Annotated in this window: 19 protein-coding genes and 2 tRNA genes; 11 read left to right on the forward strand and 10 right to left on the reverse strand. The window is 37.5% G+C overall.

Annotation, left to right across the window (positions count from 1 at the left end; translation table 11 throughout):
- Nucleotides 1-6: 6 nt before the first annotated feature.
- A complete protein-coding gene (locus tag FSB73_RS08810) occupies nucleotides 7-921 on the reverse strand; it encodes an AraC family transcriptional regulator (protein ID WP_146781124.1) in 915 nt (304 codons plus the stop codon).
- 343 nt (nucleotides 922-1264) lie between these two features.
- Between FSB73_RS08810 and FSB73_RS08815 the strand changes: the two genes are divergently transcribed.
- The 3 genes from FSB73_RS08815 to FSB73_RS08825 all read left to right on the forward strand — a co-directional run bounded on the left by FSB73_RS08815 (nucleotide 1265) and on the right by FSB73_RS08825 (nucleotide 4179).
- Nucleotides 1265-1846: a T9SS type A sorting domain-containing protein gene (locus FSB73_RS08815; protein WP_146781125.1), complete on the forward strand. Its 582-nt coding sequence runs from the start codon at nucleotides 1265-1267 to the stop codon at nucleotides 1844-1846.
- A gap of 154 nt (nucleotides 1847-2000) precedes the next feature.
- Nucleotides 2001-2381 carry a BlaI/MecI/CopY family transcriptional regulator gene (locus tag FSB73_RS08820; RefSeq protein WP_146781126.1) on the forward strand — a complete coding sequence of 127 codons (381 nt, stop codon included), beginning with the start codon at nucleotides 2001-2003 and terminating at the stop codon, nucleotides 2379-2381.
- Between the two features lie 34 nt (nucleotides 2382-2415).
- Nucleotides 2416-4179 carry a M56 family metallopeptidase gene (locus tag FSB73_RS08825; protein ID WP_146781127.1) on the forward strand — a complete coding sequence of 588 codons (1764 nt, stop codon included), beginning with the start codon at nucleotides 2416-2418 and terminating at the stop codon, nucleotides 4177-4179.
- Between the two features lie 97 nt (nucleotides 4180-4276).
- Here FSB73_RS08825 and FSB73_RS08830 read toward each other — a convergent pair whose 3' ends face one another.
- The 3 genes from FSB73_RS08830 to FSB73_RS08840 form a co-directional block, all read right to left on the reverse strand.
- On the reverse strand, nucleotides 4277-5059 hold the full coding sequence (locus tag FSB73_RS08830; RefSeq protein ID WP_146781128.1) for a metallophosphoesterase: 783 nt from the start codon (nucleotides 5057-5059) through the stop codon (nucleotides 4277-4279).
- A gap of 301 nt (nucleotides 5060-5360) precedes the next feature.
- Nucleotides 5361-6728: an RNA-binding domain-containing protein gene (locus tag FSB73_RS08835; RefSeq protein WP_158639474.1), complete on the reverse strand. Its 1368-nt coding sequence runs from the start codon at nucleotides 6726-6728 to the stop codon at nucleotides 5361-5363.
- Nucleotides 6729-7459: 731 nt separating this feature from the next.
- A tRNA-Leu gene (locus FSB73_RS08840) sits at nucleotides 7460-7543 on the reverse strand.
- 122 nt (nucleotides 7544-7665) lie between these two features.
- Between FSB73_RS08840 and FSB73_RS08845 the strand changes: the two genes are divergently transcribed.
- On the forward strand, nucleotides 7666-9447 hold the full coding sequence (locus FSB73_RS08845) for an AMP-dependent synthetase/ligase (protein ID WP_146781130.1): 1782 nt from the start codon (nucleotides 7666-7668) through the stop codon (nucleotides 9445-9447).
- A gap of 14 nt (nucleotides 9448-9461) precedes the next feature.
- Here the strand turns inward: FSB73_RS08845 and purD are convergent, their stop codons facing one another.
- Nucleotides 9462-10739, reverse strand: a complete 1278-nt coding sequence (gene purD, locus FSB73_RS08850; protein WP_146781131.1) for a phosphoribosylamine--glycine ligase — start codon at nucleotides 10737-10739, stop codon at nucleotides 9462-9464.
- 143 nt (nucleotides 10740-10882) lie between these two features.
- Nucleotides 10883-10954 (reverse strand) — tRNA-Glu (locus FSB73_RS08855).
- Nucleotides 10955-11137: 183 nt separating this feature from the next.
- Here FSB73_RS08855 and gap point away from each other — a divergent pair.
- The 3 genes from gap (at nucleotide 11138) to FSB73_RS08870 (ending at nucleotide 13329) form a co-directional block, all read left to right on the forward strand.
- Entirely contained in the window at nucleotides 11138-12151 is a 1014-nt protein-coding gene (gene gap / locus FSB73_RS08860; protein ID WP_146781132.1) for a type I glyceraldehyde-3-phosphate dehydrogenase, read from the forward strand.
- A gap of 129 nt (nucleotides 12152-12280) precedes the next feature.
- The gene (locus tag FSB73_RS08865; RefSeq protein ID WP_146781133.1) at nucleotides 12281-12607 is read left to right on the forward strand and encodes a DMT family transporter; all 327 of its coding nucleotides are present in this window, start codon (nucleotides 12281-12283) and stop codon (nucleotides 12605-12607) included.
- An 8-nt stretch (nucleotides 12608-12615) separates the two neighbouring features.
- Nucleotides 12616-13329, forward strand: coding sequence for a hypothetical protein (locus FSB73_RS08870; RefSeq protein ID WP_146781134.1), 714 nt, complete (start codon nucleotides 12616-12618; stop codon nucleotides 13327-13329).
- A 36-nt stretch (nucleotides 13330-13365) separates the two neighbouring features.
- Here FSB73_RS08870 and FSB73_RS08875 read toward each other — a convergent pair whose 3' ends face one another.
- Nucleotides 13366-14322 carry a diacylglycerol/lipid kinase family protein gene (locus tag FSB73_RS08875; protein WP_146781135.1) on the reverse strand — a complete coding sequence of 319 codons (957 nt, stop codon included), beginning with the start codon at nucleotides 14320-14322 and terminating at the stop codon, nucleotides 13366-13368.
- Nucleotides 14323-14481: 159 nt separating this feature from the next.
- Here FSB73_RS08875 and chrA point away from each other — a divergent pair, with 159 nt between their 5' ends.
- Nucleotides 14482-15738 carry a chromate efflux transporter gene (chrA, locus tag FSB73_RS08880; RefSeq protein WP_146781136.1) on the forward strand — a complete coding sequence of 419 codons (1257 nt, stop codon included), beginning with the start codon at nucleotides 14482-14484 and terminating at the stop codon, nucleotides 15736-15738.
- 24 nt (nucleotides 15739-15762) lie between these two features.
- Here the strand turns inward: chrA and nadD are convergent, their stop codons facing one another.
- Together nadD and FSB73_RS08890 are read right to left on the reverse strand one after the other, a co-directional pair.
- On the reverse strand, nucleotides 15763-16341 hold the full coding sequence (gene nadD / locus FSB73_RS08885) for a nicotinate (nicotinamide) nucleotide adenylyltransferase (RefSeq protein WP_146781137.1): 579 nt from the start codon (nucleotides 16339-16341) through the stop codon (nucleotides 15763-15765).
- 50 nt (nucleotides 16342-16391) lie between these two features.
- On the reverse strand, nucleotides 16392-16619 hold the full coding sequence (locus FSB73_RS08890; protein WP_146781138.1) for a FeoA family protein: 228 nt from the start codon (nucleotides 16617-16619) through the stop codon (nucleotides 16392-16394).
- A gap of 95 nt (nucleotides 16620-16714) precedes the next feature.
- Between FSB73_RS08890 and ybeY the strand changes: the two genes are divergently transcribed.
- The 3 genes from ybeY to FSB73_RS08905 all read left to right on the forward strand — a co-directional run bounded on the left by ybeY (nucleotide 16715) and on the right by FSB73_RS08905 (nucleotide 20379).
- On the forward strand, nucleotides 16715-17167 hold the full coding sequence (gene ybeY / locus FSB73_RS08895; RefSeq protein ID WP_146781139.1) for an rRNA maturation RNase YbeY: 453 nt from the start codon (nucleotides 16715-16717) through the stop codon (nucleotides 17165-17167).
- A 455-nt stretch (nucleotides 17168-17622) separates the two neighbouring features.
- Nucleotides 17623-19494 carry a tRNA uridine-5-carboxymethylaminomethyl(34) synthesis enzyme MnmG gene (gene mnmG, locus FSB73_RS08900; protein WP_146781140.1) on the forward strand — a complete coding sequence of 624 codons (1872 nt, stop codon included), beginning with the start codon at nucleotides 17623-17625 and terminating at the stop codon, nucleotides 19492-19494.
- A 72-nt stretch (nucleotides 19495-19566) separates the two neighbouring features.
- Nucleotides 19567-20379: a hypothetical protein gene (locus tag FSB73_RS08905; RefSeq protein WP_146781141.1), complete on the forward strand. Its 813-nt coding sequence runs from the start codon at nucleotides 19567-19569 to the stop codon at nucleotides 20377-20379.
- A gap of 34 nt (nucleotides 20380-20413) precedes the next feature.
- Here FSB73_RS08905 and nadA read toward each other — a convergent pair whose 3' ends face one another.
- Nucleotides 20414-21421: a quinolinate synthase NadA gene (gene nadA / locus FSB73_RS08910; RefSeq protein WP_146781142.1), complete on the reverse strand. Its 1008-nt coding sequence runs from the start codon at nucleotides 21419-21421 to the stop codon at nucleotides 20414-20416.
- Nucleotides 21422-21540: the final 119 nt, after the last annotated feature.

Below are 21540 nucleotides of genomic sequence, written 5' to 3' on the forward strand. Positions count from 1 at the left end.
TCCATCCTAAATGGCTAGCAGATCCTCTGGCTGGACAGGGTCTACAGAGCTCGGCGACCGGAGTTCGTTTCTGTATTGCAAAGGCGTCCGGCCCATCATTTCCTTAAATTTCTTATTAAAGTGGCTATAGTTATTAAAACCGCATTCAAAACAGATATCGCTTATCGCCAGTTTGGTTTCATGCAAAAGTTTTGCCGCATGAATCAGCCTATACTCAATTAAGTATTGGACAAAGGTCTTGTTGGTAATCTTTTTAAAATATTTACAAAAGGACGATGGCGTGAGATATACCTGAGCGGCGATGTCCGCTAAAGGGATTTCCTCATTAAAATTCTCCTTCACATAGTTGAAGATCCGGTTTATTTTTTCCTGGTCTTCCATTTTAGCTTCCAACAAAATACTTCCGGCATTCAAAATCGTAAACTGCCCCGCTCCGGCCATCATAGTCAAGGCCTTAAAAAAGGTTAATAACCTTTCTGGGCCCTGCAGTCCTTGCATGGACTCCAATACGGCACCAATGGTTCTTTTGTCCTCACCATGAAAGACCATCCCGCTTTTGGCTTGCTCAAATAGCCGAAGCACTGGTTTAAGCTCCGGAATTTGGAAAAACCCTTCGCCAAAGGCATCTAAGCGCCACTGAATCAGCGTTTCCCTTTGGCTTCCTTGTAGACTCCTGGTAAATCCACAGTGCGGCAGATTAGAACCGATCAATATCAAATCCCCATTTCGATAATGCGATAAGTGCGTCCCTACCTGCCTTTTACCAGCCCCTTCATTAACGTACACTAACTCAAACTCAGGATGGTAATGCCAGGTGGCCGCAGTTGGGTTGGGATGATCCTGGTCAAAACTTTGATAGAAAAAGGAATAACCAAATTGCGGTTTAATAATTTCTATACGCGGTTTAAAAGTTGATTCCATAATGATTTGCTTTTAAATGGCCTTCGTTCATTTTCCGGCCATTTTTATTAACAATTTTGCTGCAATTGTGAGGCGTCTTTAGGCTTTTTTAGCTAAAAAAGCCCTGTTTACGCACATTTTGGCAATTTTAAACGCCTCCTTTAACACAGCAACGGCCAATTTCATAATAGGACGTTAATAAACTAACAGTTGATTATGCAATATTATTAAATTGTTACCACAAAACTAACGATTATTGAACAAAATACCATAGTTTTTGGATTAAATCCATGTTATTATCTATTTTATGCCGCCCTACCTTTGCAGTAGAAAATTAAGCATAACCAACTAAAAAATAAATAAAATGAAAAAGTTCATTCAGTACAGTTTAACTGCAGTAGCTTTTACCTTAATGACTGCATTCGCTAAAGCCGATAATATTTACGGTAACATCAATGTCCTTTCCAATGGCATTGTGAAGGTAATGATCAGTGACGTTCCAACAGCTCATGAAATTTCTGTTTCCGATGCAAACGGCAACAGCTTATACGAGTTAAGCAATATGAAAGCTGGCTCTTTCAAAAACATTGACTTTTCCATGGTTCCAGATGGCACCTATTATATCAAAGTGGAAAATAACAGATCCATTGAAACAACTCAGGTGGATAAAATTGATGGCGCTGTAACCATCTCCAGCAAATCCAGCCTGTTCGTAAAACCTATCTTCAGAAGAGAGGGTGATGTTTTAAATGTATTTTTCTCTAATCCTGATCAAAAAGACATAGAAATCAACGTTTATAACCAAAATGGTTCTTTGATCAACACCGTTAAGAGTGACGCCGCCTCTATCGCCAAAGGTTTTGATTTCTCAAAAAGCCTGCACGGTAATTATAAAGTGGTTTTGTCTCAGGATAGCTATGTATTCAGCACTGATTTTGATTTTTAATATAGACCCAAGAAACAACCTAATCATTTTTTGGAAACCGGATCTTTTTAGATCCGGTTATTTTGTGCCTATATGCCATTATGCTAAAGTTTTCTTAATCTGATTCAACATACGAAAAGATTCGTATGTTTGTCTACGAAAACAATCGTAGATCATGTTTAATAAGAAGATTACCGACAGCGAATTAGAAATCTTACAAATCCTTTGGGAAAAAGGACCTTGTTCCGTCAGAACGGTACATGAAGTGATTTGTGAAACCAAACAAACCGGTTACACGACCACCCTTAAATTAATGCAGATTATGTTTGAAAAGCAACTTTTAATCCGCGATGACTCTTCCAGAACCCATATTTATACAGCCGCCATTTCCAAGGAGAAAAGTCAGAAGCAGGCACTAAGCAAAATCATCGACTCCATGTTCAAGGGCTCACCCACCAGCCTGGTCATGCAGGCTCTTGGTGATTACAAGCCGTCTGAACAGGAAATCGTGGAAATAAAAGCTTATTTAGACAACCTACAAAAAGATAATCGTTAACCTACCTCTTTTCGCTCATTTAAAAATAGCATATATGCAAACTTTATTTGACTGGTTCTCTGATCCCGCGTTCAGCGCCCTGGCAATAAGCCTGCTATCCAGTCTTTGGCAGGCCGCACTCGTATTTATCATTATTTATGTCTTGATTAAACTAAATAAAAACGCACCAGCACGCATCCGATATAACATCGCGGCAATTGGTGCGCTGGTAATCACCGCCTGGTTTTTTCAAACACTCTTATATCATTTAAGTCTGCAGACCACCTTGTCTAGCCAACTATCCGACCATGAGGCCGGCATGCTGTTCTATCCAGGAAAAATACCTTTATTGTCTGGCTTTTATACAGAGCAAGTAAGCACCACCGGTTTTAGCATAAAAAATTGTATTCCACTGGCTGTGTGTATTTATTTTATCGGTATGCTCATTATGACTTTTAGGGTTGTATACGCTTACATCTTAAGCCGTCAACTTAAATCAAAAGGTTTATATCCCGCACCCATCACCTACAAGCATCACCAGGAAGAAGTTTGCCGTCAACTGGGTATTATCAGTACCGTAAAAATATATCTGTCAGACCGTATAAATGTCCCCGTTATGCTGGGATTTATAAAGCCAATTATACTTCTGCCCCTGTCAATTGCCACACACTTGACGACCACCCAAATAGAAGCAATCATAACACATGAATTAGCACATATCCGCCGCTGGGATTATCTCATCAACTTTTTACAATCTATTATAGAGGCCGTCTTTTTCTTTAATCCTTTTGTTTGGTTACTCTCAAAAATTATGCGGGAGGAAAGGGAAAAAGCCTGCGATGAAATGGTTATTCGTGCAGTACCCGCCTATACATACGCCACTGCATTATTAGCCCTGGAAAAAATAAATGGGACAAAACGTCTGACACTTGCAGCCAATGGACACAAACCATTTAAATTATTAAACCGCATTAAACACTTCACCATGAAAGAAAATCCCATGATGACCTTCAGGCAAAAGGCCTTATCACTAGTACTAATCCTAATCGGTCTGAGTTGCATAGCCTGGTTAAGCCCCGAAAAAAACAAACAATCAAATAAACAGGCAGGGCAGCACCAAATACAACAAACAAATTTACAGGGAACACCAATAAATTTTACCAATACTAAGTTGACCAGTACTGACAGCATACCACATCAACAGAAAGGTAACCAAGTATCAAACCAGGACCTCTCTCCAGAAATTCAAAAGCAGATCGATGAGATTACAAAATCGGCCAAGCAAATTGCCCAGCAAGTAACCAAAGATACCAGCTGGAAGCTCCACGTCCATGAGATGCAACATAAGGCTGCTCAGATGGCCGCAAAGTTCGAACAGGACAGTTCCTGGAAATTAGCCGTGGCAAAGATTTCGCAAGACGCAAAAGCCCTCTCCAGTAAAATGAAAGATGATCCAGCTTTAAAAAGCCAGTTGGAAGCACTTCAACATGGCGCAATGGATTTATCAAAAAAGTATCAACTTTCCCCAGAATATAAAAAGCAAATTGAGGCTTTAAAAAATAACAGCCAGGCATTGGCCTTTCAACTTCAAAACGATACCACCTGGAAAAAGCAGTTAAAAACAATTCGCTTCAAAGCTGAAAATCTGGCTAAACGTATAAAGGAAGACCCAGAATTTGCTGCGCAAATAAAGCAAATGGCAGCCTCCTATAAAGACATTGCCTTTAAAGTCATAAACGATCCTAAATTTAAACAGCAACTTGAGCAATTACGATCCGATATCCAGAAAATGAAATTACATTTTGGTGACGACGAATAAAATCAGTCGAATTTGTATGCTTAAAAAGGGGCGACTATAAATTAGTCGCCCCTTTTTGCGTTCAGTACCCCAATTAAATGCGCCAATCACTACCGCCTCAAACACCAATAACCAGGCCCGGATCAAATCCCACATGTTCTTTAAGCCAGGTATACCCCAATTGATTCGTCATCAATTTTGTATTGCCCACACAGAAGGCTTCAACATTAGCATGGTGATGTCCAAAAACCCAATAATCGATTTTAGCATTTTCAATAATAGTATTAAGATCCACAGCAAACGCTTCATTCAAAAGACTTCCTGCATACACAGCAGGATAATTATTAAAGGTTGGTACATGATGCGTTACAACAAGCCGCTGGCCGGCAATATTGTTTGCAAGCGCCCCATTTATAAAAGCGATATTTTCATCAAACAGCCTATTTGTATCTTCTATTGTCAATTTCTTACCAGCCAATCTAATTGCACGGTAGTCATTCATGGACCATCTGATGTGATCAGATTTTCTATCGCTGATTTTTGTCCATAACGTGGATAAAACAATTTCAACAGTTTTAAAATTAGCAATATAATTATTAACCAAATATACGTTAGACCGTATCCTTTCCTCAAAATGGCCTGTATAGTTTGCCATATCTCCGTTATAAAACTCATGATTTCCTGCAATCCAATACGTTTTTTCAAAATGATCAGCACAATACGAAAAAAAATCGCTGTACTTCCCTTGATTGCATAAGTGAATCGGAGCGATATCTCCACCTAAAATCAACACCTTACCTTTCGGAATCAAAGGATTGTTTTTTAAATAAGTGCTGTTTTCTAGCATCTCTAGGTGTAGATCCGACGCGATTTGAATACCATCTTTTTGTTCTAATTCCATTTGTATTTTCATTTTATTTTTTTTGACCATAATAAAAAATCAAAATATTATTCCTTAACCCTTGATCATATTCACAATTACCCGTAGGCTCTCAAAAGATAATTTTTCAATAAATGGCTTGGTTTTGCCATATAACTCTATACCAATATTGTTACTTAATGTTAGATTTAGTCTTCCTCAATTAGCGATATATGGCAATTGAAGATTAGTCGTTTTCTACCCTGACAAAAACCAGAAAGCCATGTAACCTAATCTATATCAATTAATTAGACTTACTATTTCTACCCACTCATCTACCCACCTAAAAATTGAAAATGATCTTCCAACTTCCAGACCTATCACTACCAATACGTTGTAAAATTCCCATTTGTTTTAAACTCGATATATTATTGTCAATTGCTGTCTTACCTAATTTAATTCTTTCAGAAAGTCTTTTCTTCGAAATCTGGCCATTTAGATGTATTTCCCTTAGGAGATTTAATTGAGAAGTAGTCAGCTTGAGCGTCAATTGACTAAGCCAAACTTCAAAATTAATGGGCCTGAAAAAGCTAACAGAAAAAAAGCCATGTATGCCAAATTTGGGATCTGGTAAGTTTGCCTCACGCATTCCTCCAATCATTCGATTTATCCCGGATCCAATTTTCTCCACCATATTCATTCGAAGAAACAGACCAAACACTAATGGGTTTCTCGAAAGACTTCGAGAGCCAAATTCTTCTTTAGCTATGCTATTTACCAAGCCTCCGGGATTTGTAATATCTACTCTATCATCAAATATATCGACATGCGTTACAGCACCTTTTTCATAATAATCACGGTGAGCAAGTGAATTTATAAGGCATTCCTTAAAAATATCTTCAGGAATCTCCAATACTTCCTTTCTAGGACCGGCTCCTTGGATAATATAATTTAGGTTCAGTTTCTGTCTCAGATAGGTTAGTGCTCCGTTATATTGTTCCAATAGGTTACCAGCAAATGTTTTATCATCCAAAATATAGGTTTTATTGCACCCCTTAAATAATAAACACCGGGTAATTGCCTGTGGAAAAAACTTCTGGGGATCCTTTCCAAAGAATAGGACAGCCCCATTTTTGAAATATCCGCCCTTTTCTTTTAGCTGCAAGTTTGAAATAATTGTTTCATCTTCCAAAACATCGCTAATACCTGAATGTCTAATAAAATCTCTAAAAAATTTCTGATTAAAATCTTCTGGATACTTAAAGGATTCACACCTTGCTTCATCAAAGAATATCCGATCGGAATTTTGAAAAAAATCCCGCATGCGTTGAACAGAGGTAATCTTTTCAGAATTCGGGCCATTCCTGACAATAATACTTCCGGAAACTGTATATGGTTTTTCGTTACCAGAGGGACAATGCAGACACAGAACCGTCTTATTGTCCACACTGATTTCTTCTATGGTTAATTCAATCTTAGGCTCTATACAATTTAAAATATTTTGAATCCTTGACCGGTGATTGTTATCTAAATTTATTCCTCGAATAACCCCTTCATCGTCTATACCTATTAATAAAACACCTCCTGCTGCATTCGTAAAAGCGCAGATCTCTTCTGCAAGTTCACTTGCTTTACTTGGCAATGATTTCTTCAGCTCGAGATTATACCCTTCTCCTTGCTTAATCAATAAATTTAATTCTTCCTTTTTCATTTTTGGCATCAATTTTCAATCTTACTTGCTTTTTGCTTCAAACATCCTAGAAGCTCATGGCCATGAGGACTTATGGCTGGCCTACATATCGGAGACAAAATTAAATGGAAAAAAATTAAAAAGGGGACACTTTTGGACGTTTTTAAAAAGGAAATGATCAAAGGATAAAGCAAGTATACGTCGCTGTTGGATTCATTGTTACATAATCTTATGAGGTAAGCTATGAGTTTATAAAAATATAGCATCCCGTGTAAGGTTCCATCCAGGAGTCCAATGTTTAATATCTAAAAATGGATTAAAAGATCAGAAATTTTCCGGCCATTCTGGCCACACAGAAAACAAAAGAATTTGTTCAAAATTTAATTTCGCAAAACCAGGTCTATTAAGGATCCCCTATTTTCTTCTCCCGGATAATGAGCACCATTTAATTGCTATCTTTTGTCTCCAATACCCCTCCATTTGTCTCGTCAAAAGAATTTTAGTATGCAGAAATAAGCCTAAAAATTGTCAGAAGCAGTGAGGCCTCATTAATATTTTGTGGAATTAGGCTATTTAGCCCTGGGACATTTAATTTATTCGCGCTCCTTTATGTCGTCGTTGTATTCTCCCTGGTGTCGTGGATTTATCTGACCAAAAGTTCTGGCAACCTAAAATAAGCCTAAAATCCAGGGCAAAAAGGCAAAAAAAATCCTGTAAATATAGATTTACAGGATTTTGCAAGTTTTTCTAAGTGCGGAAGAGGAGATTCGAACTCCCAAGCCCTAACGGGCACTACCACCTCAAAGTAGCGCGTCTACCAATTTCGCCACCTCCGCTTGGTGCGCAAAAATAAGGGATGTTTGCTTTATATCTATATTTAATAGCCAATAATTTTGTGTCCGCTTAAATTTATGTATTTTTAGTACAACGAATTCCTTTAAAATACAAGATATTTAATATGATCCCTACCCGTTTATTTGATGCAATTGACTACCAGCAGCTTAATTTCTCCAAAAAAGATATGCTGGTTCATAAAAGCAATGGACATTGGCAATCGCATTCAACCTTGGAAGTAGGGGAGGCCGCTTTAAAAATGGCCGCCGGATTACATAATTTAGGCATCAGTGCCCGAGACTATACAGCAGAAGGTGCAGATAAAGTGGCCATTATTTCAGAAAACAGGCCAGAATGGATCATTTCCGATTTAGCGGTTCAACAGGTCGGAGCTGTTCTGGTTCCTATCTATCCTACGACGCCTCCAGAAGAATTATTCTACATATTTAAGGAAGCAGAAATTAAAATGGTACTAATTTCTAGTCCGTTGCTATTTAATAAGTATCAAGCGGTTTTACGTGAACTTCCCAGCATTCAGTATATATATTCATTCGACCAGACGGATAATCCTTTATGGTCAGAGATTCAACTAATGGCAGACCAGGATGCAATCAATCGAGTTCAGGAAATTAAAGCGGGTATCACCGGCGACCATCTGGCCACTATTATATACACTTCTGGCACAACCGGACAACCCAAAGGAGTAATGCTCTCCCATAGTAATATTCTAAGCTGTGCCATGCTTGCAAAAGAAAGCTTTCCTTTTCCGGATAACCCAACACTTAGGGCACTGAGCTTTCTTCCCCTAAACCACATTTTTGAAAAATGTATCAGCTACGTCTATATGTTTAGTGGTATTAGCATCTATTTTGCCGAGGGTATGGAAAAGATAGGAGAGAACATTAAAGAAATCAAACCGCATATTTTCATGACTGTTCCTAGGTTATTAGAAAAGGTCTTTGAGAAGATCAATAAAACAGGGCAGCAATTACAAGGCACTCAAAAAAAAGTATTCAATTGGTCGATACGTATCGCAGAAAGGTATGACAACCAAAAATGGCACAGTCCGTTATATAAGACAAAGCTGCGCCTGGCTCAAATATTGGTTTTCTCAAAATGGCAGGCGGCCTTAGGGGGAGAAATACTTTATATAATAACCGGCGGAGCCGCCTGTCCACAGCGCTTACTTAGAATCTTTAATGCCGCATGTATCCCCGTTTATGAAGGTTATGGACCTACAGAAAATAGTCCTGTAATAGCCGTAAACCGTCATGTCAATAATGAAAATTATATCGGGACCGTCGGTCCGGTCATAGACGGACTGGAATTTAAATTGGAAGAAGATGGAGAAATTTGTGTAAAAGGTCCTACGGTTATGCAAGGCTACTATAAGCAGCCAACGCTCACAGCTGAAACGGTCATCGACGGATGGCTGCACACTGGAGATATAGGAACCCTCATAGAAGGAAGTTTCTTAAAAATAACAGACCGCAAAAAAGAACTGTTTAAAACCTCAGGAGGTAAATATGTGGCACCTCAACCCATAGAAAACAAGCTTAAAGAACTCGATATCGTGGAACAGGCCATAATTGTCGGGGCAGAACAAAAATATGTCGGAGCCCTGATTGTCCCCAATGCAGAAGGCCTCAAAGATTGGGCAACACAAAACAATTTACCTTATAATACCCTGGAACAGGCCATCGCACTCCCTGAAATTAAAAAACTCTTTAAAGATCATATTCAAAAGATCAATCAGACCCTCAGCAGTACAGAACAGATCAAAAAGCATATGCTGCTTACTAAGCCTTGGAGTATAGACGCTGGCGAGTTAACGCCAAAACTTAGTGTAAGACGTAAAGTTGTATTAGAAAAATATAAAGATGCTATCGCCAGGCTATTCAATTAAGCCTAAAAAATAAATTATTTGAACTCGTAACCGATATCACTTCTATATTGCATTCCATCAAATTGGATCTGCTTTAATAGTGCGCGTGATTTTTCAGCAGCCTGTTCAATATTTTCTCCATAAGAAGTCACTGCCAATACGCGACCGCCATTGGTCAGGGTATCATTCCCATCTAATTTTGTTCCCGCATGGAAAACCAGACTTTCTTTATTGTCCTTCAAATCTGGAAGCGTAATTTTCTTACCTTTTTCATAGCTCCCGGGATAGCCTCCACTGACGGCCACCACTGTAACACAAGATCTGGAAGCTGGCTGGATATTAACCTCTTTTAATCCTCCATGGTAGACTGCCAAAAAAAGATCCACAATATCTGCATTCAGGCTGGGCATGATCACCTCTGTTTCCGGATCCCCCATACGGCAATTATATTCAATAACCATTGGTGCGCCATTAACCTTTATCAGCCCAAAGAAAATAAACCCTTTATAATCAATCTTTTCTTCAGCGATCCCTTTTATCGTTGGATGGATAATCTTCTTTTCCACTTGCTCCATAAAGGCATTATCCATAAAAGGTACCGGGGTAACACAACCCATGCCTCCGGTATTCAGCCCGGTATCACCTTCGCCAATACGCTTATAGTCTTTGGCATGTCCAATTATTTTATAATCTTTTCCGTCAGTTAATACAAACACACTTACCTCAATGCCATCCAAAAATTGTTCAATAACGACTTTGGAAGACGCCTCTCCAAATTGCTTATTGAGAATCATCTCCTCAAAAGTATTCAATGCTTCTTCATGCGTTGCTGCTATAACCACGCCTTTTCCGGCAGCCAGTCCATCTGCCTTTAATACAACAGGCAGACTATGAGCCGCAATATAGGCTTTACCTTGTTCATAAGTCTGCTCATTAAATTCCGCATAGGACGCCGTAGGTATCCCGTGACGCTCCATAAATTTCTTAGAAAACGCTTTACTTCCTTCCAGCTGTGCACCATACTTGGAGGGAGCTATAACCATTCCTTTCCAGTCCTGTTGTGCTTGAAAATAATCATAAATGCCGTTAACCAACGGATCCTCCGGCCCTACCACCAACATGGAGACCTTATTATCAATTACAAATTGCTTGATTTTGACAAAATCATTGACTTCAATAGGCACATTCTGACCGGTAGTTGCTGTTCCAGCATTGCCTGGTGCTATAAACACCTTATCACAGTGTTTGCTTTCCTTGATTTTCCAGGCCAGGGCGTGTTCTCTTCCGCCAGATCCTAATATAAGTATGTTCATGCAATGTGTTTTAAAACTCCCGCGAAAATAAAAAAGCCCGGCCATTTTTCCCTGCTTCCCTTAAAATTTTAAGTCAAACAGGAAAAAACAAAGCCGCTAATTCAAGAATTAGCGGCTTATGCAACTTTTAAACCTTTCCTTTGTAGAGCGTACGGGAATCGAACCCGTGATTCCTCCGTGAAAGGGAGGTGTCTTAACCCCTTGACCAACGCTCCGTTATCGTTTGGGATTGCAAAGGTAATATAATTTAATTTTCCACCAAATATTTTTCAAGATTTCTAAAAAAACAAATATTTGCAAACGAACGGTTATTCACGAGAAAAATGTTAATTCTTTATTATAACTGCCCTGTTTCCTGTAAATTCGCATCACATTATTCAAAACAAAATAAATTCGATATGAGTTCAGTAAAAGTTGCGATCAATGGTTTTGGTCGCATTGGTCGTCTCGTTTTCCGTCAGATCTACAATATGGAAGGGATTGAAGTTGTGGCTGTAAATGACCTTACAAGCCCTTCTACATTAGCCCATCTGCTTAAATACGATAGCGCTCAGGGCCGTTTTGAAGGTACCGTTACCAGCACCGACAATTCCATCATTGTTAATGGAGAACAGATCAATATATACGCCCAAAGAGACCCGGCACAGATTCCCTGGGGAGAACATGACGTAGACGTAGTTATTGAGTCTACTGGATTCTTCGCTGATAAAGACAAGGCCTCTGCTCACTTAAAAGCAGGCGCTAAAAGAGTTGTGATCTCTGCTCCAGCTACCGGTGATCTGAAAACCATCGTTTTCAATGTAAACCATGACATTTTAGATGGTAGCGAAACTATTATCAGTTGTGCATCATGTACAACCAACTGTCTGGCGCCAATGGCTAAAGCACTTAATGACGCTTTCAAAATTGAAGTCGGTAGCATGACTACTGTTCACGCATATACAAACGATCAGAATACCCTGGATGCACCGCACCCTAAAAATGACCTTCGTCGTGCCCGTGCAGCTGCCCAGAATATTGTTCCTAATTCCACTGGTGCTGCAAAAGCAATTGGCCTGGTTCTTCCAGAACTGAAAGGTGTTTTAGATGGTGGTGCTCAGCGCGTTCCAGTAATCACTGGTTCATTAACAGAACTGACTGCAGTTCTGGCTAAAAAGACCTCTGTTGATGAAGTTAATGCAGCCATGAAAGCAGCAAGCAACGAAAGCTTTGGTTATAATGAAGATCCAATTGTTAGCTCTGATATCATCGGTATCCACTTCGGATCTTTGTTTGATGCAACACAAACCAAAGTCGTTGAATTTGGTGGCAAACAACTCGTAAAAGTTACCAGCTGGTACGATAATGAAATGAGCTATGTATCTCAATTGGTACGTACAGTCCATTTTTTTGCTGGTCTGATCTCTAAATAATTCTACTTAACAGAATTTCTGGCATTTAAATAGTAAAGGGTAAGTCGTCAAGGCTTCCCCTTTTGCTATTTAGGCAATTAATGAAGTCAGATCAACACAATCAATTAATAACAACTAAAAGAACGTCTCATGAATTGGTTAATACTTATAATAGCAGGTTTATTTGAAGTGGGATTTGCCACTTGTCTGGAAAAAGGCAACCAATCCAGCGGATCCAGTGCGGTAATGTGGTATAGTGGTTTCGTTATAAGTCTAACAATCAGTATGTTGCTATTAATCAAAGCAACGCAGACCCTGCCTATCGGCACTTCATATGCCGTTTGGACGGGTATTGGCGCAGTCGGCACTGTTTTGGTAGGTATTCTTTGGTTTAAAGAACCGACAAACTTTTGGCGGCTGTTTTTCATTTTTACACTGATAGGATCGGTTGTAGGATTGAAAGCAGTGTCTCATTAATTAATTTTATGACAAGGATTCAAAATAGAATTACGCTTATTTTTTACGTAGGAATTTGCCTAGCACTCAGTCTTATACTTTGTCCTAAAGCTGTCTTTTCCCAGGCAAACAAAAACGGACAATATAATAATAAGCAAGTCATTCTATCCATTTCCTTTGATGAGCTGCCCAATACCATTCAGATAATGGGCAAAGACCTGAGCTATTCAAAATTCAGCAAAACACTTAAAATAGATGCTCGAGGCATAACACAGTACCAAGGCAATAATGTTAGTTTTACCTTTAGCCTGACCTTACCAAATTATGACTTTAACACTGGTCAAACAAAAACTTATACCAATGAGTCCAATCACTTTTTTGATGCCTCCCAAGATGCAGCCTTAATGCTTACCATAGGAACTGTGCGCTTTGGTACTTTATACAGATCAAAGGAAAAAGAAAATATCTTATCCAAAGTGGCTACCACAAATTACCAAATTCGTACTTCGAACACGAAAGAAAAGGATGGTAATTATTACATATTAATAAGAATTAACTCTGGTTCGTTTTTACAGGAAAGTTCTGAAACAAAAGGTAGCGCAGCGGAAGCCAAATTGCATATTGCAAAAGATCCTTCGAGCCATATAAAAATAATCAATCCCCAACCATCGCTCCCAAAAGTAGAATCATTTAAATACCAAAGTTCCAGCGAAGTCTTTAAGGCAAAAGGGCCGTTAAAATAAAGGGTAATTGATTTTTAAATTTAAGAGATCTGACGCCTATGGTCTAATCAGCCTGTAGGCGTTTTTAATAATTTCTACATTAATTTGCGGAGCAAAATCAATAGGCTCTCCATCTATATGCATCGGGGCATTGAGCAAATTTTTTATTTTGATTTCTGGCGTTTGAAAATAGAGAATATTTTTATTGGTCACTTCTTCTACCAGGTGCTGCAGTTTATTATTACCTCGGATTTGTTGCAATACGGCAAAAGGAAGCTTTGCCTTATTCATTTTTTGTACTACAACAATATCCAGTAACCCGTCATTTAATTTAGCCTCAGGTGCGATGGTAACATTATTGCCGAATTGATTTGCATTGGCCACACTAATAAAAAATGCATCAGAGAAAAAGGAAAAGTTATCCACCTCAATCTCAAATTGGTAAGGTTGAGCCTTAAAATAATTTATAATGCTTTGCTGTGTATAGGTTAATAATCCTCTGGTGGTCTTGGCAGCAAAGTCATGTGCTACTTTTGCATCAAATCCAACACCACTCAGCATACAGGCAAAATGACCATTTACACTAAAGGCATCTACATATTTTGCTCCCCCATTCAATATTAATTCAAAAGCAAGTTTGGGTTTAGAAGGAATTCCTGCTGCTCTGGCAAGACCATTACCGCTTCCATAAGGTATAATCCCAAAGTTAACGGGTTCATTATACAAAGCACCTACAACGTGGTTTACCGTTCCGTCACCCCCTATAATAACAATATCCGTAATTTCTTCCTTTTGTATTTTATCAATCAAAAAATCATAATTACCTCTTTTATTGGTCGGCATGATTTCACAATGAAGGCCCTTCTCATTGCTGATCTTCTCAATTAATGAGACCAAGGTTTCCTTTTTAGCCGTACCGGAAACCGGATTAACCAGGTAAATAATTTTGCGTTCTGTTCTTTGAATGGCCACGCGTTGTACATTTGGCTGTTGTATCGTTTCTGTAAGCTCCATATTGAAACTAATTTGCGTTCGTTAGATAACAAAGGTATCTCTAAAAACTATTAAAATCTGTTAATAAATACAGCAAATTTCTTCAATACAATTCTCTTTTACAAAGACAAAAAATTATTTATCTTTAAGGCTCACAAAGACAAAGCATCACACAATATTTTGAAATTAATCAGGCATTTAAGCTTTCTAAAGGCCGTTTTATGGTATACCTTAACTGCATTTGGAGGGGCACAGGGTCATTTTGCCATGATGCTCAAGACATTTGTTCAGCAACGTAAGGATGTTACAGAAACCGAATTGCTTGAATACAACGCCTTTTGTCAAATGTTACCTGGGGCTTCCTCTTCTCAAACCATTACCCTAATTGGTTATAAAAGAGGTGGGCTATTACTGGCCATTTTAGCGCTAATAACCTGGATATTACCCGCTAGTATTATAATGGGCAGCCTTTCCTTTCTTTTGGATTATCTGGACAAAAGTGCCATTAATACCAAGGAATTATTCAAATATATTAAACCTATGGCAGTTGGGTTTATTGCCTTTTCTGCAGTAAAATTCTTCAAAATTTCCATTAAAAACCAGATTACCAGGGTGATTTTGGTTGTTGGGACTTTACTTACTTTTGCGTTTTTTAAGACTCCATGGATATTCCCTGCAGTCATAGTGGCCGCTGGCATTGCCACCAATTTCAGTCATAAGCGTATCCCCCAATGTGAAACAACCACCAGTAAAATCCGTTGGGGTAATATACTTATCTTTTTCGCCATCTTTATACTCGCCGGTTTTCTATCTGAATCGGCCCGTAAACACAATTGGGAGAATAGGGGAAAGTTTAACCTCTTTGAAAACTGTTATCGTTTTGGCTCCTTAACCTTTGGTGGTGGGGATGTTTTGGCACCACTCATGTATGAACAGTATGTTGTACGTCCGAATACAAAAGAAGTGAAAGCAAAAAATATGGGCGTACTAAAAATGGATAATGATGCTTTTTTAACTGGTTATGGTATGCTTAAAGCCATACCCGGACCAACTTTTACCATCAGTTCATTTGTAGGAGGGATGGTACTTAAAGATAAAGGTGCGGGTGCACAGTTTTGGGGTTGTGTCATCGCAACAATTGCTATCTTTCTACCTTCAACATTATTGATTCTTTTTTTCTTTCCAGTATGGAATAATTTAAAAAAATATGCCATTATTTATCGTTCCCTGGAAGGTATCAATGCTGCAGTTGTTGCCATTATAGTAGCCTCTTCACTATATTTAATGAAAGATATTTCTGTAAATGTGATTGATGGAAACATAGAACATATTATTAATATAACTACCATTGCAGGGACCTTCTTCCTACTGAAATATACCAAAATCCATGCACCTTATATCGTATTAATCTGTCTGCTATTAGGAATTATATTTTAATATTATTATAATTTAAATATATAATTACATTAATTTATAATAATTATTCATCTGAATATAATCAAAAACTTTATCAGGTACAAGAAAGCGAATTGATTTATCCTGGTGAATATTATTGCGAATAAAGGATGCAGAAATATCAAGCATCGGCGCCTGCAGGATGCTGGCATTAATCCCTGGTTCTATATCTTTCACTGGAAAACCCGGTCTCAAATAAATCAAAAAAGAATAATCTCGAATAAGCTGTTCATAATTACGCCATTTGGGTAGGTTATTAAAACTATCAGAACCCAGAATGACTGTAAAATCATCAGTAGGATACTTCTCTGTAAGATAGGTGAGCGTGGTAATTGTGTAAGAAGGTTTTGGTAATCTGAATTCAACATCTACTGCTTTAAGCCGACTACTGTTTTCAATAGCCAAATTAACCAAATGTAACCGGTCATATTCCCCTAAAAGGGATGCAGAAGGTTTTAAAGGATTTTGAGGAGATATAACCAACCAGACACGATCTACATCAGCATAATTAAGCACGTGCTCCGCAATAATTAGATGGCCTGTATGAATGGGATTAAACGATCCAAAGTATAAACCAATTTTCATGTGCTTAGAAACAATTAATTCAATAATAATTTTACAGAATAAAATATAGATTAAGCAATTTCCTCTACCAATATATTTTCTGCTTCATTAATCCTCAAGCTTAAGTTATAGCCTACAACCGATATAGAAATAGGATCTCCTAATGGCGCAATTTGTTCAACAGTAATAATTTCACCAGGTATACAGCCCATTTCCATCAGTTTAATAAAGATTTCATTACTAGAAAATTCCTTTATAATTACTGCCTTTCCCACACGAATTTCAGACAACTTCTTCATATTTAGAAAATTATGAGGACAAAATTAACTGTTTTACCCCAATAGGCGGGCTATTTGATAATTATTTACGAATTTTGACAATTAAACAACAATCCATGCAAATAGTCACCTTCAATTATCTGGACAGCGCTTTACCCTTAAAAAATAAAACAATGGTAAAAGCCTTTATACCTACCATATTTAAAAAAGAAAAAAAAGGACTGAATTATATCAATTATATCTTTTGTAGCGATGAATCACTATTGGAGCTTAATAAGCAACAATTGAATCATGATTACTACACTGATATACTTACTTTTGAATTAAGTTCCACAGATAAAACAGAAGCGGAGATATATATTAGCGTAGATAGGATAAAGGACAATGCCAAAGTATTAAAACAGCCATTAGAAAAGGAAATTTTAAGGGTATTGTTCCATGGAGCGCTTCATCTATGCGGATATAAAGATAAAACTAAAAAAGAAGAGGATATTATGAGAGAGAAGGAGGAATATTATATTAATAACTATTACAAACGCTTTGTTCCACGTGAAACATTAAATAAATAATCCTAAATCTAATTAAACTTCTACTATAAAGTAATAAAAGGTTCCACGTGGAACCTTTTATTACTTTATAGATATTAAAAACGGACTTTTAATTAATCTAGACGCTAAATCTAATTTTAGTCTTATTAAATAGTTCCACGTGGAACAAATACCATCTATTACTAAATAGTCTAAAATTACTATAGTAAAATATTAAAGTAATTAGAGTTTTATAAAACAAATACAAGCTACCACTAAAACCAAAATAATAATTCTACAACTAAATAGAAACAATAATACCATCTCTACTATAGCTAATAATTTAAAATCGATCCTCTTCGCTACATTATAAAATAACCAAGCCACAGCAACATTAATTATAAACATAACCAACTAAGCAAAAAATGCATACCGTTCCACGTGGAACACACATTTATTAATTAATAAACTACCTTTGCACCCTATAAATTAAAATTATGTTTCACGATTACGATATAATAGTAGCAGGAGCAGGCCATGCAGGAAGTGAGGCAGCTGCTGCAGCCGCTAACTTAGGTAATAAGGTCTTGCTAATTACCATGAACATGAATACTATTGCTCAAATGAGCTGCAATCCAGCAATGGGGGGCATAGCAAAAGGACAAATAGTACGTGAAATAGATGCCATGGGCGGTTATAGTGGTATTGTATCTGATAAAAGCATGCTACAATTCCGCATGCTTAATAAAAGTAAAGGGCCTGCAATGTGGAGTCCTCGTACACAAAATGACCGCATGTTATTCGCATTAACCTGGAGAGAGATGCTAGAGCACACAGAAAATCTTGATTTTTACCAGGATATGGTTCAAGGTATTCTCGTAAAAGATGATCAAGTAATAGGCGTCAAAACAAATTTAGGCCATGAAATCAAAGCTAAAGCGGTAATATTAACCAGCGGTACTTTTCTTAATGGCATTATCCATATTGGAGAAAAACAATTTGGTGGGGGAAGAGTAGCTGAAAAAAGCGCTACTGGAATTACTGAACAACTTGTAAGCTTGGGATTTCAAAGTAGCAGACTTAAAACTGGCACACCTCCAAGAGTAGACGCCAGAAGTTTAGATTACACAAAAATGGAAATTCAGCATGGTGATAATGAAGTAACCGGATTTTCCTATTTAGATTCAGTACAGAAACTTGATCCCTCCAAACAATTACCATGTCATATTACCTATACCAACACAGAAGTTCATGAGTTACTAAAAACAGGTTTTGATCGTAGTCCAATGTATACTGGTAGGATAGAAGGCACAGGACCCCGTTATTGTCCAAGCATAGAGGATAAAATAAATAGATTTGCAGATAAAAACAGGCATCAATTATTTGTAGAACCCGAAGGTTTTAAAACAGTAGAGATTTATGTCAATGGGTTTTCTACATCCCTTCCTGAAGACGTACAGTATAAAGCCTTGACCAGAGTACCAGGTTTTGAAAAAGTAAAAATGTTCAGACCAGGTTATGCAATTGAATATGATTATTTTCCACCAACGCAATTAAAAGCAAACCTCGAAACAAAAAAAATAAAAAATCTATTCTTCGCTGGACAGATTAACGGTACTACAGGATACGAGGAAGCTGCTTGCCAAGGATTAATGGCAGGTATCAATGCACATTTAAACGTCAAAGAACAAGCGCCATTAATACTTAAAAGGAATGAAGCCTATATAGGTGTGCTTATCGATGATTTAATTAATAAGGGAACAGATGAGCCATATCGCATGTTTACCAGCCGGGCTGAATACAGAACACTACTTAGACAAGACAATGCAGATTTTAGATTAACTGAATTAAGTTATCACTTGGGATTAGCTAGTGAAGAACGTTATGAAACAGTTCAAAGAAAAAAAGAAGCAGTGGCAACGATGATTCAACAATTAAAACAAGCATCCATCAGTCCAGAGCAAATTAATCCTTATCTAGAAAAAATAGGATCAACCCCTATCTCAGAAAAACAAAAACTAGCTAAAATTATCTTGCGTCCTTCTGTTTCTTTAGAACAAATGGCTTCTGAAGTTCCGGCTTTAAAGGATATTATAAATATAACAAATAAACATAATATACAACAATCTGAAATACAAATAAAATACCAAAGATATATAGAAAAAGAGCAAGAAATCGTGGATAAAATCAATCAAATGGAATCCCTTGTCATTCCTGACAGCTTTGATTATAATAAAATCACCGCATTAGGCACAGAAGCTATCCAAAAATTCAATAAAATCCGCCCAAGGACCATTGGGCAGGCAGGTAGAATAAGTGGCGTAAATCCGGCTGATATTCAAATTTTGATGGTTCACATGGGCAGGTAAAGATTTTACCATTAAATTAATTAAAGCTCCCAAAAAGATCAGTAATATTACCCTGATTAAAAACAACCGCAATTGAAAGCATTCGGCATTTTATTAGGCGTTTTACTGGGCATAATTATTCCCGTTACCGGTCTTCTAGCACAAAAGATTGTAACGGGTCATGTATTTCAGGATAAATATGGGACGCCACTGGATTCAGTCGTTGTTTACACTCAGTCCGGATTTCAAGGAAAAACAGATTCCTCAGGGGCTTACCTGATTAGAATCTTACCAAAGGATTCTATATGGTTTCAATTCAGAGATAAGCTTACCCATAAATATCCGACGAATACCATTAAAAATCCACATAATTTTGAAGTACAAATTTATTTACCAAAAAATTATGTGCAGACGCCAAAAGGATATCTGCCAACTGTAACCGTCCATTCCAGAAATTACTATGAAGATTCTCTTAATTTTAGGCAAGACTATGCCAGGACCTTCAATTATCAAAAACCCGGTAAAGCACTAGGGGAAAGTTTTGGCTTAGGAGATAACGGTGGCGTTGCCGTCGATTTTGATCAAATCATCAATCTATTCAGATTCGGTTACAATAAAAGACAACAGGTATACCAAAAGTTCGCCTTGGATATAGAACAGGAAAAATACATCAATCACCGCTTTACAAAAAAATTGGTAGAACAGATAACAGGCTTATATGATGAAGCCAGAGATGAATATATGCAAGCCTGCAAACCAACGTATGAACAACTCATAAAAATGAATGACGCACAGTTATCCATCTACATCAAAAAATCCTGCCAGGCTTACTTTCATAAAAAGTCAAATGATAAATACGAAAAGAATATCTTCCTGTCCCCCTATGAACAACGAGATCAACATTAAGCAAAAAAATGATACTGTAACAAAATAAATTATTTTATTTGATCAGCCCAGCCTTTCTACTGATCTCCATCATTTTGTCAATCGGTTTTTTGGCAGCTAAACGCAAATTTTCGTCCATTTTAATTTCCGGTAATTGAAACTTCATACATAAATACAATTTTTCCAGGGTATTAAGTTTCATGTACGGGCAGTCATTACATGCACAGGCATTACTTGGAGGAGCAGGAATAAAAACTTTATCCGGTGAATCTTTTTCCATCTGATGCAATATACCCGCCTCTGTAGCCACAATAAATTCCTTCGCCGGGCTACTCGTCGCATATTTCAAAATCTGGGTCGTGCTCCCGATAAAATCAGCTTCTTTCAAAATAATCTCTTCGCATTCAGGGTGTGCAAGCAATAATGCCTCAGGATGCTGCCTTTTAAGGCTCAAAATCTTCTCCAAACTAAAAATCTCATGTACCTGGCATGAACCGTCCCAAAGGAGCATATTTCGCCCCGTAAGCTTATTTACGTATGCCCCTAAATTTCTGTCCGGCGCAAAAATAATTTTTTGATCCTTAGGTAAACTTTCTATAATCTTTTCCACATTGCCACTGGTGCAAATAATATCACTTAAAGCCTTTACTTCAGCCGTACAGTTGATGTAAGAAATAACAATATGATCAGGATGCGCCTCTTTAAATTTCCTAAAGGCCTCCGCCGGTGCACTATCCGCCAAAGAACAACCCGCATTAAGGTCAGGTAGTAACACCTTTTTTGTAGGATTCAATATCTTGGCCGTTTCAGCCATAAAATGAACACCAGCAAATACGATAACATCTGCATTCGTACTAGCTGCCTGCTGAGCCAAGCCCAGACTATCGCCAATATAATCAGCAACGTCCTGTATATCCGCCTCTTGGTAATAATGCGCTAATATAATCGCATTCGTTTCCTTTTTTAATTTTTCGATTTCTGCAAACAGATCTAAGGAAGGATCTACCGGTAAATCTAAAAATCCTCTTTTATTTAAAACCGCTTTCGCTTCTGTTATGTTCATAACTGCCGTAATAATTAATTATATAATTATTTATTTAAAAACCATACTATTATTAAGGGTGTGAATATCTGGATAATTTGTTTATTCACAATAGTCAAAGTTAATAACTTTTTAGTTAT

The sequence above is a fragment of the Arachidicoccus ginsenosidivorans genome, assembly GCF_007971385.1.
In the GTDB taxonomy this organism is placed as follows: domain Bacteria; phylum Bacteroidota; class Bacteroidia; order Chitinophagales; family Chitinophagaceae; genus Arachidicoccus; species Arachidicoccus ginsenosidivorans.